12 protein-coding genes are annotated in these 12,347 nt (G+C 32.4%); 5 read left to right on the top strand and 7 right to left on the bottom strand.

Features of this window, described 5'->3' with window-relative positions; translation table 11 throughout:
* Positions 1 to 119: 119 nt before the first annotated feature.
* The gene (locus GXM16_RS17500) at positions 120 to 617 is read left to right on the top strand and encodes a metallophosphoesterase family protein (RefSeq protein ID WP_163395788.1); all 498 of its coding nucleotides are present in this window, start codon (positions 120 to 122) and stop codon (positions 615 to 617) included.
* A gap of 32 nt (positions 618 to 649) precedes the next feature.
* Here GXM16_RS17500 and GXM16_RS17495 read toward each other — a convergent pair whose 3' ends face one another.
* Complete coding sequence (locus tag GXM16_RS17495; RefSeq protein ID WP_229684378.1) at positions 650 to 2,374, bottom strand: ATP-binding protein; 1,725 nt, start codon at positions 2,372 to 2,374, stop codon at positions 650 to 652.
* 140 nt (positions 2,375 to 2,514) lie between these two features.
* On the opposite strand from GXM16_RS17495, the gene GXM16_RS17490 reads away from it, so the two are divergent.
* A complete protein-coding gene (locus GXM16_RS17490; protein WP_163395787.1) occupies positions 2,515 to 2,658 on the top strand; it encodes a hypothetical protein in 144 nt (47 codons plus the stop codon).
* A 50-nt stretch (positions 2,659 to 2,708) separates the two neighbouring features.
* On the opposite strand, the gene GXM16_RS17485 is transcribed toward GXM16_RS17490, so the two are convergent.
* From GXM16_RS17485 to GXM16_RS17475, 3 genes are all read right to left on the bottom strand, one after another.
* The gene (locus GXM16_RS17485; RefSeq protein WP_163395786.1) at positions 2,709 to 4,397 is read right to left on the bottom strand and encodes a tetratricopeptide repeat-containing sensor histidine kinase; all 1,689 of its coding nucleotides are present in this window, start codon (positions 4,395 to 4,397) and stop codon (positions 2,709 to 2,711) included.
* A gap of 128 nt (positions 4,398 to 4,525) precedes the next feature.
* Positions 4,526 to 5,191 (bottom strand): response regulator, encoded by a 666-nt coding sequence (locus tag GXM16_RS17480; RefSeq protein ID WP_163395785.1) that lies wholly within the window; start codon positions 5,189 to 5,191, stop codon positions 4,526 to 4,528.
* 163 nt (positions 5,192 to 5,354) lie between these two features.
* Positions 5,355 to 5,768: a DUF4293 domain-containing protein gene (locus GXM16_RS17475; RefSeq protein ID WP_163395784.1), complete on the bottom strand. Its 414-nt coding sequence runs from the start codon at positions 5,766 to 5,768 to the stop codon at positions 5,355 to 5,357.
* Between the two features lie 187 nt (positions 5,769 to 5,955).
* On the opposite strand from GXM16_RS17475, the gene rho reads away from it, so the two are divergent.
* On the top strand, positions 5,956 to 7,791 hold the full coding sequence (gene rho, locus GXM16_RS17470) for a transcription termination factor Rho (protein ID WP_163395783.1): 1,836 nt from the start codon (positions 5,956 to 5,958) through the stop codon (positions 7,789 to 7,791).
* A gap of 123 nt (positions 7,792 to 7,914) precedes the next feature.
* Here the strand turns inward: rho and GXM16_RS17465 are convergent, their stop codons facing one another.
* The 3 genes from GXM16_RS17465 to GXM16_RS17455 form a co-directional block, all read right to left on the bottom strand.
* On the bottom strand, positions 7,915 to 8,934 hold the full coding sequence (locus tag GXM16_RS17465) for a M28 family peptidase (protein ID WP_163395782.1): 1,020 nt from the start codon (positions 8,932 to 8,934) through the stop codon (positions 7,915 to 7,917).
* 16 nt (positions 8,935 to 8,950) lie between these two features.
* On the bottom strand, positions 8,951 to 9,724 hold the full coding sequence (locus GXM16_RS17460; RefSeq protein WP_163395781.1) for a dienelactone hydrolase family protein: 774 nt from the start codon (positions 9,722 to 9,724) through the stop codon (positions 8,951 to 8,953).
* Positions 9,725 to 9,794: 70 nt separating this feature from the next.
* A complete protein-coding gene (locus tag GXM16_RS17455) occupies positions 9,795 to 10,247 on the bottom strand; it encodes an Lrp/AsnC family transcriptional regulator (protein ID WP_163395780.1) in 453 nt (150 codons plus the stop codon).
* A gap of 149 nt (positions 10,248 to 10,396) precedes the next feature.
* Between GXM16_RS17455 and rocD the strand changes: the two genes are divergently transcribed.
* Together rocD and GXM16_RS17445 are read left to right on the top strand one after the other, a co-directional pair.
* Positions 10,397 to 11,650 carry an ornithine--oxo-acid transaminase gene (gene rocD, locus GXM16_RS17450; RefSeq protein ID WP_163395779.1) on the top strand — a complete coding sequence of 418 codons (1,254 nt, stop codon included), beginning with the start codon at positions 10,397 to 10,399 and terminating at the stop codon, positions 11,648 to 11,650.
* Between the two features lie 192 nt (positions 11,651 to 11,842).
* Positions 11,843 to 12,295 (top strand): DUF1810 domain-containing protein, encoded by a 453-nt coding sequence (locus tag GXM16_RS17445; RefSeq protein WP_163395778.1) that lies wholly within the window; start codon positions 11,843 to 11,845, stop codon positions 12,293 to 12,295.
* The last annotated feature ends 52 nt before the right edge of the window (positions 12,296 to 12,347 follow it).

Below are 12,347 nucleotides of genomic sequence, written 5' to 3'. Positions count from 1 at the left end.
AGGTACAAAGTTTTTCTGTAGAGAAGTACAGCAGTGCGTCTAACTTCCTTAGAAGAAAATAAAATAGAAATAGAAATAGAAATCTTTGTATTTTAGCATTCCGAAATCTTAGCCCTAAAATGACCAAAATCCTCCTGCTTTCCGATACTCACAGCCATATTGATGATACTATTTTAAAATATATTGTTCAGGCAGATGAAGTCTGGCATGCCGGAGATATTGGAGATTTAAATGTCACTGATACTATAAAAAAACTAAAACCGCTGCGTTGTGTTTATGGTAATATCGATGACGCAGAAGCCCGGATAGAATTTCCGCTCCACAATCGTTTTTTTTGCGAGGAAGTTTCTGTTTGGATTACGCACATAGGAGGATATCCCGGAAAATATAATCCTGCCATAAGAGAAGAAATGCAAAAAAATCCGCCAAAATTATTCATTTGCGGGCATTCGCATATTTTAAAAGTAATGTTTGATAAAAAAAATAACCTACTGCATATGAATCCGGGCGCCGCCGGTAAAAGCGGTTTTCATCAGGTGAGGACTATGTTACGCTTTGTAATTGAAGGTGACAAAATAAAAGATTTAGAAATCATAGAAATTGATAAAAGAGTGTAATTTTTTAGTGAACAAGTCTCATGCACTAAGAACTAATTGCTAAGAGGAATCGTTATTTTAATAGAAGTACCCTCATTAATTCTTGACTTTACATCAAATTGTCCATTCAGATTATTTATCCTGGCTTTTATCTGGTTAAGTCCAAATCCTTCCACAAAATTAAAATCATTAATATCAAATCCTTTTCCGTTATCAGTAATTTCGATAATTAACTCTTTATGGTTTTCTGTTTCTGATAACGAAACTTCAGCCCTTGTGGCCTCGCTATGTTTTATAATGTTGTTTAAAAGTTCAGAAATGATAAAATAGAGCCTTGTTTCAAACTTTTCAGAATATCTTTTTTTAGTTGAAATAGTATTCTGATATTCAAAATGTAATGTTGAATTTGAATATTTTTCGCATAAATCATCCAGGGCATATAATAACCCAAAACGAACTAACAAAGTGGGAAGCAGGTCATGCGATAGATCTCTTACTTTGTCATGTGTTTCGTCCAGAATAAATTTTGTTTTGATGATTTCATCAGGAACAGTATTGTTTTGGGCTAAAAAAACATTCAAATGCATACCGGCAGATGACAATGAGGCACTGATGGTGTCGTGTAAAAACAATGCGATTTTTTTTCTTTCGCTTTCCTGTCCGTCAATACTTGCATTAATTATGTTTTGATGTATTTTATTCTGGATATTTTTAATCTTGTTTTTTTGTTTCAGCTTGGTATATTGATAAAAAAAGTAAAAAAGAACTGTTATGATAAGGAATAAAACAACAATGATACTGAATATCTTTTTATGACGGGATTGTTCTTCCTGCAATAATTTTTGTTTGTTTTTGTATGCTGTTTCTATTTTATCAACTTCTCTTTTAAATTCGTCCAGTTCGAGATTGACCCCAGCGAGTTTTGTCTTTTTTTGTTTTGCTAAATCAGCAATTTCATTAGTAAGGCGATTGAATTCTAATATATTTTCATAGGCTTTTTTATAATTTTTGTTTTTAAATAAAAAATCAGCGTATTTTTGATGAGTTATGGATAAATCAAATTTTTTGTTACTATTATTGCCTAGTCTGACGGCTTTTAAGAAGTGAAAATTTGCTTTTACCGTATCGTTTATATAATCACTGTAGACTCCATTTAACATGTTTAAGGCAACCTCTGTTGATTCGTCTCCATATCGTCTAAACTGATTTAGATATTTCAAATATTGTACGCCTTTGTTGAAATTATTGATCTCGAAGTATGCCCAGGTAATATTGAGTTTTCTAAGATAAATTAATGTATTGTCAGATGAGTTGCAATACTCAAGTGCTTTCTCATAATGTCTTATTCCCTTTCTATATTGTTTTTTTTCAAAGAAATAAATGTTTGCTAGATTATTATTAATTCTTCCTTTGTAAATGTTGTTGTCTGTTTTATTAATATAAAATAAAGCCTTAAGATAAAAGTCAAGTGCTTTGTCTAACATAAGTAAGTCATCAAAATTTACACCTATGGTGTTATAGCAACGCCCGATCAAATTGGGGTTGTTAATAGTAATGGCATGTTTTAATGCTGTTCTGGATTGTGTTAATGATTTCTCATAGTCATTGATTTCATAACTTTCTTTGGCATCATTTAATAATTTCTCAATTTGATTTTCAGAAAGGGTATTATTTTGAGAATACGATTTATCACTAACGTAAATTAGTATTACAAAGAATAATAAAAAAAAATGAGGTCTAAGCATTTGTAATAAGATAGTTGAATGTTTTATTAACATTTGTTTCAAATTTAATAATTAAATTTATTCTTATTAAAAAAATATATATTATTATTGTAAGACAATTAATCTTGATGTTTTGTATAACAAAATATGCCAAAGTGTTTTAAAAAGAATAATATTAATTTAAACAAACAGTTATGACAAAGAAATTTTTACAAGAAGCAGGGATTTATGATTTAGAGAGAAACTTATTAGGAAAGTTCTTTTTTGCAGATGATGAACAAGAAGAAGTGGAAGAAGAGGTGACAGAAGATAGAAAAGGAGGCAAAACAGAAATTTAAATTTAAGCATAGCTAAAAAAAACGCTTCATGATTTTTCTCTGAAGCGTTTTTAGCTGTTTAAAGGAACACTTATATTAATAGAAGTTCCCTCATTGATTTTTGATTTTACGTCAAATTGGCCATTCAGGTTATTAATCCTGGCTTTGATCTGATTAAGGCCAAATCCTTCTACAAAATTAAATTTATTGGTATCGAATCCCTTTCCGTTATCTGTAATTTCAATAATCATTTCATTATTGTTTTCGATCAGTGAAACTTCAGCTTTGTTGGCATGGCTGTGTTTGATGATGTTGTTTAAAAGTTCAGAAATGATAAAATAAAGCCTCGTTTCAAATTTTTCCGTATACCTTTTTTTGATTGGAATAGTATTCTTGTATTCAAAATGTAAAGTGGAGTTTGAGTATTTCTCACATAAATCATCAAGTGCATATAATAATCCAAAGCGTGCCAGTAAGGTAGGAATAAGATCATGAGAAAGATCCCGTACCTTATCATGGGTCTCATCTAATATTAATTTTGTTTTTGTAATTTCTGCAGGAAGGCTGTCATGTTGTGATAAAAAAACATTTAAATGCATTCCTGCTGATGACAATGAGGCACTAATAGTGTCATGTAAAAATAAAGCAACTTTTTTGCGTTCGCTTTCCTGCCCGTCAATGCTGGCGTTGATTATGTTTTGATGTATTTTGTTCTGGATATCCTTAATTCTGTTTTTTTGTTTTAGTTTTGTGTTTTGATAAAAAAAGTAAAATAAAATAAGACTAATCAGAAATAAGGACAGGATAATTGTTGTCATCTTGTTTTTACGGGCACTTTCAGAGTGAAATAATTTTTCCCTTTTTTTGCTTTCGATGCCCATTTTATCTATCTCCCGTTTATATTCATCAATTTCGAGATTAATTCCAGCAATTTTTGCTTTTTTAGCCTTGTCTTCAAGATTAAGTTCGTCGTTCAATTGCTGAAAAGAACTTAGGTTTTTATATGCAGCTTCGAAATTTTTATTTTTAGATAAAAATTTTGAATATTCCTGATAGATATAAGATAAATCAGTTTTTTCGTCGTATTTTATGGCGTTCTCTATGCCTTTGTTAAAACTGTAATCTGCTTTTTGATTATCTCGCTTATAACTGTAGTACATGCCGTTCAGCATGTTAATGACAGCAGCAGTTGTTTCGATACCGTATTTGTCATTATATTTATTAATGTGTTTTAGATAAGGATATCCTTCTGAGAAACGTCCTATATCAAAATAGGCCCATGCAATATTAAGTTTAGTCAGGAAAACCTGGGAAGAATCATTGATTGCCCTGCTGTAATATAATGATTTTATATAATATGAAATTCCTTTTTCATACTTCTTTTTGTCAAAACAATAAATATTTCCAATATTATTGTAAAGCCAGTTTTGAAGTTCTAAATTATTAGATTTTTCAGCATATATAAGACTTTTTTGATAATAAAATAAGGCTTTATCGGGTTCTGATATTCCATCAAAATTGGCCGCAATGGTATTGTAGGCTCTTGCAATAAGATTATTGTTTTGACATAAAAGAGAATGATTAAGGAGTAGTCTGGATTGTATTAGTGATTTTTCATAATCTTCATTATGAAGGTTTGTTGTTGCCTGATTATAAAGTTTTAGCAGGTCTTTCTCAGTAAAACTTTTTTTTTGGCTTGTTGCAGGAATATAAAAAAGTGTTATAAAAAAGTAAATTATAAAATTGCGCAAAACCGACATGTTAATGATAAGTGGGATAAAATAAGTTTATAAATTTCAATCAAATGCAATAATTTAGGATGGTATTTTTTGAAAGCACCTGGTATTGTTAATCTATTAAAAATGCTGAGTCATATAAAACGGTAATTTTACGACTTAATTAAATTATTTTTAATAGCATATTTTACAAGTCCAATAGTGTTTTTTGTCTGTAGCTTCTTCATTATATTTTTTCGGTGCGTTTCTACAGTGTTGGTACTGATGAATAATTGTTCGCTGATCTCTTTTCCGCTGTATTCGAGCGAAATTAGAGTCACAATTTCTAATTCACGGCATGTCAGGATTGAATTTTCAGGAACGATATTTTTCTTATTTAATTTGGGATTGTTTTCTGTGAAAGTATTGAAGATTTTTTCTCTTACGGAGTTACAAAAATATTCTTCTCCTTCATTAACCACTTCAATAGCTTCAATTATGTTTTCACCTGCGCATTTTTTAGTCAGATAGCCGCTGGCACCTAAATTCATGACTTCTCTGATGATTTTTAAATCATCATAGCTGGACAGGATGATAACTTTGCATGGATATCCCTTTTGCTGGAACTCTTTTAAAACTTCTATGCCGTCTTTTTCAGGCATACTGAGATCAAGTACAAGAATGTGTGCATTGTTTGCTGTTACTTCATCAAATATATTCAAACCATTAGAGGATGAACCAACAATTTCGAATTCAGAAACAGTACTTAATAAATTTATTAATCCATCAATAAGTACCAAATGGTCATCAGCGAGGTGTATTCTTATTTTATGTGCCATAAATAATTGAAATAACAAAAGCGAAATTATGAAAAATCTACGTACAATATAGGATTTCTAAATTTATTTTCTGTGTTTGGTAGTAAATGTAGTGAATTTTACACAAAAAAACCCGAATCATATAATTCGGGTTCTCTTCGCGCAATAAACTAAGTTTATAGGTTTATCTCAAACGATCTACAGATTTTACAAGATCTTCGTCCTTTTTGATGGCCTTATTAGCTAAAACTAATAATACGATAGCGACAATTGGAAGAAACATCCCAATACCTTTCTCAGAAACAGCATTAGCAGTTTCTCCAGATAAATTTAGTGACCGGTAAACAAATAATCCTAATAAAATTAAATTTAATATGATGTTCAGTCTGCCCATAACAAACTGATTTTGTCTTTTTTTGTATGAAATGATACTGATAATCGTCAGCATAGTACTTAAGCCTAACAATACAGTATAAAACTGATCCTGCCAAAAATGAAATGGTTTCTCATTTATTGTCCAGAGCGGAATGAAAAATAATAAAACTCCGGTAATTAAAAAAGTAAGGAGTAAATATATTGTTTGAATTCGTTGTATCATGACGTAAAATTGTTTTACAAAAATATATTTTCTTTTTTATAAATACTATTGTATGATAAAATTTTATTCGTATTATTGCATCATAATACCGTAAGCACTTCATACTGCGGTCAATTCAAAATAATTATCTACCTATTCTTTTTTATAGTATTTTTCCTTTAAAAATAATTAAATTCATAGAACATTCATGTTTGATATTTCTGCATTAAAAGAAATGAAGCTTTCTGAGCTTCAAGAAATAGCTAAATTAGCTAAAACGATAAAGTTTAATGGCGTCAAAAAGGACACTTTGATCAGTCAGATTTTAGCGCATCAGGAAGCGACTTCAGAGCAGCCTGTACCTGCTGTAACAAATGCAGAAATACTAGATGATAAACCAAAGAGAGCAAGAATTGCCCCTGCTAAAAAGGCAGTAGCCAGTAAAAATGCTCCTGTTTTAGAATTTGATAAAGTAGAAGAACCACGTGAGGTAAAAACACCGGCTGTTTCAAAACCAAATGCTAAAATTCAGCCAAAACCTAAAGCTGAGGATGGTGCTGAAAACAAAGAAACAGTGAAAAAGGAACCAAAAATCGTTAAGTTCAATAAATCAGCATACGAGAAAAAGGTTGCTTTGCAGAAAGAGAAAGAAATAGTAAAAGAAGAAACTACTGAAGAGGCAGTAGAGGCTGAAACAGATGTTCAGTCTACTCCGATAAGTGAAAAAGAAGAAGAAACTGCTTCGATAAAAAAGATTAATCCTAATCACAATAAAAAACAAAATCCGAACCAGAATCAAAACCAAAACCAAAACCCGAATCAGAATCCAAATCAAAATGGGAATGGTAATACAAATAACGGAAATCAGAATCCAAATCATAAAAACAAAAAGAATAATAGTAATAACTTCAGGGATTCAGACTTTGAATTTGATGGGATTATAGAAAGTGAAGGCGTTTTGGAGATGATGCCTGACGGTTACGGATTCTTACGTTCATCAGATTATAATTATTTAGCCTCTCCTGATGATATTTACTTATCAACTTCGCAAATCAGGTTATTTGGTCTTAAAACAGGAGATACTGTAAAAGGAGTGGTACGTCCTCCTAAAGAAGGAGAGAAATTCTTCCCTTTAGTACGTGTGTTAAAAATAAACGGACATGATCCGCAGGTAGTTCGCGACAGAGTTTCTTTTGAACACCTGACACCTGTTTTTCCTTCTGAAAAATTTAAATTAGCCGAAAAAGGCAGTTCTATATCAACCAGAATTATCGATTTATTTTCTCCAATCGGAAAAGGTCAGCGCGGTATGATAGTCGCACAACCGAAAACAGGTAAAACAATGCTTTTAAAAGACATTGCTAATGCGATTGCTGCCAACCATCCTGAAGTTTATCTGATCGTTCTTTTGATTGATGAGCGTCCTGAGGAGGTTACAGATATGCAGCGTAGTGTACGTGGAGAAGTTATTGCTTCTACTTTTGACAGGGAGCCGCAGGAACACGTAAAAATTGCTAATATTGTGCTTGAAAAAGCAAAACGTCTGGTAGAATGTGGTCATGATGTTGTGATTCTTTTGGATTCGATTACTCGTTTGGCCAGAGCTTATAATACTGTTCAGCCTGCTTCAGGTAAGGTTTTAAGTGGTGGTGTTGATGCCAATGCGCTTCAAAAACCAAAACGTTTCTTCGGGGCAGCAAGAAATGTTGAAAACGGTGGTTCGTTGAGTATCATCGCAACAGCATTGACAGAAACCGGTTCTAAAATGGATGAGGTAATCTTTGAAGAATTTAAAGGTACCGGTAATATGGAGCTTCAATTGGATCGTAAAATTGCTAACAAGCGTATCTTCCCTGCAATCGATCTTACATCATCAAGTACGCGTCGCGACGATTTGTTATTAGACGAAAAAACATTGCAAAGGATGTGGATTATGCGTAAGTATTTGTCTGATATGAATCCGGTAGAATCAATGGATTTTGTAAACGACCGTTTCAAAAAAACCAGAAATAACGAAGAATTTTTGATTTCTATGAATGACTAAAGGTAGCTTCTAAGGTTTTGAGGGACTAAGTTTCTAAGAATTTTAATCTATTAATGTAATATAAAAAAGGGATGAGTTTAAACTCATCCCTTTTGCTTTTTGACTTAGGAATCATAAAAAAAACTATTTCTTCTTATCCACTACCGGTCTGTTTTCTCTATTAGCCAGTTCCCAGGCAACAACAAATGCTAATTTTGTTCTTTTTGTTAAAGCATCATATTCGATTTTTTCTGCGATATCGTCTTTTCCGTGATAATCTTCGTGAACTCCATTAAAAAAGAAAACCGCCGGAATACCGTGTTTGGCAAAGTTGTAATGGTCAGAACGCTCATAAAAACGGTTTGGGTCTTTAGGATCATTGAATTTAAAATCAAGATCCATTTTAATATATTTGTCGTTTTGTGACACAACAGCATTATGCAAATCTGTAGACAATCTGTTTGCCCCAATTACATAAACATAGTTGTTTGTTTTAACATGTTCTGCATCACGGCGGCCAATCATGTCAATATTAATGTCAGCAATTGTGTTTGCTAAAGGATACAATGGATTTTCAGAATAATATCTTGAACCATGTAATCCATGCTCTTCGCCTGTTACATGCAGGAATAAAATAGAACGTTTCGGCCCATTTCCATCTTTTTTTGCTTTTGCAAATGCTTTTGCCATTTCCAGTAAAGCCACTGTTCCCGAACCATCGTCATCAGCACCATTATACACTTCACCATTTTGAACCCCAACATGATCATAATGAGCTGAGATTACTAAAATTTCATTCGGCTTTTCAGAGCCTTCAATAAAAGCCCAGATATTCTCTGAATCAGGCAGTTTTTCATCGTTTCTTGCATTTAAATAAGAAGCCGGAATATGTTGATAATAATCAGTTGCACCTTTTGGAAACGGAATACCATTTTTTTTGTATTGTTCTATCATGTAAAGTCCTGCTTTCTTTTGCCCTTTCGAACCGGTTTCACGACCTTCCATTTCATCGGAAGCTATCGTGTAAAGCATTGTTTTTAAGTTTTTTTCGGAAATTTTTTCTATATATTTAGAAGGGTCCGAATTATCTTTTAATGTAACAGTTTGTGTGTTTTTGCATGAAAACGCAGAAATAACAAATAATAAAATTGCAATTTTTTTCATTAGTCTTTATGTGAAATTATTTTTTTAATACTTCATTTAGAAAAAGCAATAAATGTTCAAAAGAACGTTTTGCTGCTAAAGCATTGTAAGCGGCGCCTTTTGAGTTGTCATTTCCTGCTTCAGGATTTGTGAATGAATGTACCGAATTTGCATAATAAATCATTTGCCAGTCGGCTTTTGAATCTCGCATTTCCTGTTGAAAACCAGCGATTTCTTCTTTTGAAACAAAGGGGTCATCAGCTCCGTGGCAAACTAAAACTTTTGTTGAAATTGATTCGTTTTTTCTTTCAGCATCTTTGCCTAAGCCCCCATGAAAAGACACAACGCCTTTTACATTCAATTTTCCACGAGCAGCTTCTAAAACTCCGGTTCCTCCAAAACAATAGCCGATAGCCACAATATTATCTGCATTTGCACCGGATTTGATTAATTGATCCAAAGCCAACTGAATACGTTTTTGATACGCTTGATAATTTTTTTTATAAAATCCTGCCTGTTTTCCTGCTTCTGAAGTATTCTTAGGATAATTTCCTTCTCCATAGATGTCAGCTATGAAAACAGTATATCCTAGTTTTGACAGGTTGTCGGCAATTTCTTTTGAAGCATTGTCGATTCCAAGCCACGCCGGTAAAAGTAAGATGCCGGGATTTTGGCTGTTCTTTTTAGCTGATTTAATCAATAATCCGTTTAAAATCTGGTTATTATCAGCGTACTTTACTGGTTTTGTTTGTGCGTGTAGACCACTTGTACTTAATATAATTCCTAAAATAAATAGATATATAGTTCTCATAAATGTTTAATTTTAAACAAATATCTGAAAATAATTGAAATTTTATTGGTTCATTTTGATTTTAAAAATCTCACAAAACAATATTTCTTTTAAAAGCACAGCCTAATTCGACTATGGAATCAGTTTTAGCAATACCTGAAATCCGGTCTATTTTTTCGTATAGTACATTTCGCATGTGTTCATGATTTTTGGCTATGATTTTTATATAAAGGGTAAAAGATCCTGTTACATAATAACACTCTGTAATTTCCGGAATTTGCTTTAAAGCTTCAATAATCCTTTCTGAATCCGAATCTTTATTGAGCGTAATTCCTGTAAAGGATGCCCAGTCATAACCCATTTTTTTTTCGTTAATTAAAGGTTTTATTCCTGAAATAATGCCTTGTTCTGTTAAGCGATTTACACGCTGATGTACCATCGTATTTGAGATTTTCAAATTTGCTGCAATAGTAGAAAAAGCCATTCTGCCTTCTTTTTCGAGTTCTTTGATAATTTTAATGTCAAATTCGTCTAATGAATCCATTTTTATATTGTTTAAAATTAAAATTGACTTTTAATTTGTTTTTATTTTTTAAATTGACTTTTTAATTATAAATTAAAGTCAAAAGTATTGATTTTTATTGTAAAATAAAATGATTTAATTAATTTTGAAAACATAAAAAACTGAAAATAATGGAACAGACCAAACAAATTCTTTCGTCTAAATCAGAAGTTTTAATAGAGAAAGAAAATAAATACGGCGCTCATAATTATCATCCGCTTCCTGTGGTTTTAGACAGGGGAGAAGGTGTATATGTCTGGGATGTGGACGGGAAGCAATATTATGATTTTTTATCGGCTTATTCTGCGGTAAACCAGGGACATTGCCATGCTAAAATAGTGGGGGCAATGGTAGAGCAGGCACAAAAACTGACCTTGACTTCACGTGCTTTTTACAATGATAGATTAGGAAATTATGAAGAATATATAACCAATTATTTTGGTTTTGATAAAGTTTTACCAATGAATACAGGTGCCGAAGCGGTAGAGACAGCTTTGAAATTGTGTAGAAAATGGGCTTATGAAGTAAAAGGAATTCATGAAAACCTGGCACAGATTATTGTTTGTGAGAACAATTTTCACGGAAGAACCACAACTATTATTTCTTTTTCGAACGATGAAAGTGCCCGCAAAAGTTTTGGCCCTTTTACAGAAGGTTTCATAAAAATTGAATATGATAATTTGGTGGCTTTGGAAAAAGCACTGGAATCATCAAAAAATATTGCCGGTTTCCTGGTAGAACCAATTCAGGGTGAAGCGGGAGTTTATGTCCCGTCTGAAGGTTATTTAGCGAAAGCAAAAGCACTTTGCGAAAAACATAATGTATTGTTTATTGCTGATGAAGTTCAGACCGGAATTGCGCGTACAGGAAAGCTTTTAGCAGTACACCACGAAAATGTAAAGCCTGATATTCTGATTTTGGGTAAAGCAATTTCCGGCGGTGTTTATCCGGTTTCAGCGGTTTTAGCAAATAACGAAATAATGAATGTGATCAAACCGGGACAGCACGGATCTACTTTTGGAGGTAATCCGGTTGCGGCTGCTGTTGCAATTGCAGCTCTTGAAGTGGTAAAGGACGAAAAACTGGCTGAGAATTCAGAACGTTTGGGAATTATTCTGAGAAAAGGATTAAACGAAATTGCCGAACGCAACAATTTAATTACACTGGTTAGAGGAAAAGGTTTGTTAAATGCGATTGTAATCAATTCTGATGAAGAATCTGATTTAGCTTGGGAAATCTGTTTGAAATTCAGGGATAATGGATTATTGGCAAAACCAACTCACGGAAATAAAATTCGTCTGGCTCCGCCTTTGGTTATTACTGAAGATCAAATTAAGGAATGCCTTGCAATTATTGAGAAATCATTGAATGATTTCAAAAATTAAAAATTTACTTTTTATTATATTTAAGCTAATACAGCTGCGATTACTTGTTTTCGCGGCTGTTTTTGTTTTACGTAAATTGAAATTATATAATGTAACTTTTATAATTATATAAATTTTTAAACCTGAAAGCTGAGTAGTTTTGGAGGACTAAAAATAACCTAAAATTTGTTTAACCTTATAAAATTATTCAGAATGGCTTACGCAAATAATGATTTAACACGCTTTTTAGATGCACAGAACAAACTTTATCTTACTGCTTACTCCGAATTGAAAAAAGGAAGTAAGGAAACGCATTGGATGTGGTTTATTTTTCCGCAGCTAAAAGGTCTGGGCAAAAGCACAATCTCTAAATATTACGCTCTTGCTAATCTTAAAGAGGCAGAAGATTTTTTGAATCACCCTGTTCTAGCGAAGCATTTGATTGAAATTTGCAATGTTCTTCTGGAATATAAAGCAAAATCAATCGAAGCTATTCTTGGAGAATTAAACGCAAGAAAGCTTCGTTCTTCAATGACTCTTTTTTCTCAGACAGAAAATGCAGATCCTGTATTCCAGGAAATATTAGATGTTTTTTTCTTAGGGTATTCAGATCCTCTTACTTTAGCAAAAATAGCTGCACCATTAGAAATTGCTATGGCATCTTAAATTTCACTTTCTTTTCTTAGTTATATTAATCAAAAAGCGATTGTCCGAAAAC

Source organism: Flavobacterium limi (assembly GCF_010645075.1).
Classification (GTDB): domain Bacteria; phylum Bacteroidota; class Bacteroidia; order Flavobacteriales; family Flavobacteriaceae; genus Flavobacterium; species Flavobacterium limi.
The sequence above is the reverse complement of the archived record's forward strand: the minus strand, read 5'-3'. Positions and strand labels throughout refer to the sequence as shown.

Bases quoted from the DNA above. Each gene is read 5' to 3' on its own strand.
- GXM16_RS17475 (WP_163395784.1), bottom strand. From the start codon at position 5,768: ATGATACAACGAATTCAAACAATATATTTACTCCTTACTTTTTTAATT.
- GXM16_RS17480 (WP_163395785.1), bottom strand. From the start codon at position 5,191: ATGGCACATAAAATAAGAATACACCTCGCTGATGACCATTTGGTACTT.
- GXM16_RS17460 (WP_163395781.1), bottom strand. From the start codon at position 9,724: ATGAGAACTATATATCTATTTATTTTAGGAATTATATTAAGTACAAGT.
- GXM16_RS17445 (WP_163395778.1), top strand. From the start codon at position 11,843: ATGGCTTACGCAAATAATGATTTAACACGCTTTTTAGATGCACAGAAC.
- GXM16_RS17495 (WP_229684378.1), bottom strand. From the start codon at position 2,374: ATGTTAATAAAACATTCAACTATCTTATTACAAATGCTTAGACCTCAT.
- GXM16_RS17490 (WP_163395787.1), top strand. From the start codon at position 2,515: ATGACAAAGAAATTTTTACAAGAAGCAGGGATTTATGATTTAGAGAGA.
- rocD (WP_163395779.1), top strand. From the start codon at position 10,397: ATGGAACAGACCAAACAAATTCTTTCGTCTAAATCAGAAGTTTTAATA.
- GXM16_RS17485 (WP_163395786.1), bottom strand. From the start codon at position 4,397: ATGTCGGTTTTGCGCAATTTTATAATTTACTTTTTTATAACACTTTTT.
- GXM16_RS17455 (WP_163395780.1), bottom strand. From the start codon at position 10,247: ATGGATTCATTAGACGAATTTGACATTAAAATTATCAAAGAACTCGAA.
- GXM16_RS17500 (WP_163395788.1), top strand. From the start codon at position 120: ATGACCAAAATCCTCCTGCTTTCCGATACTCACAGCCATATTGATGAT.
- rho (WP_163395783.1), top strand. From the start codon at position 5,956: ATGTTTGATATTTCTGCATTAAAAGAAATGAAGCTTTCTGAGCTTCAA.
- GXM16_RS17465 (WP_163395782.1), bottom strand. From the start codon at position 8,934: ATGAAAAAAATTGCAATTTTATTATTTGTTATTTCTGCGTTTTCATGC.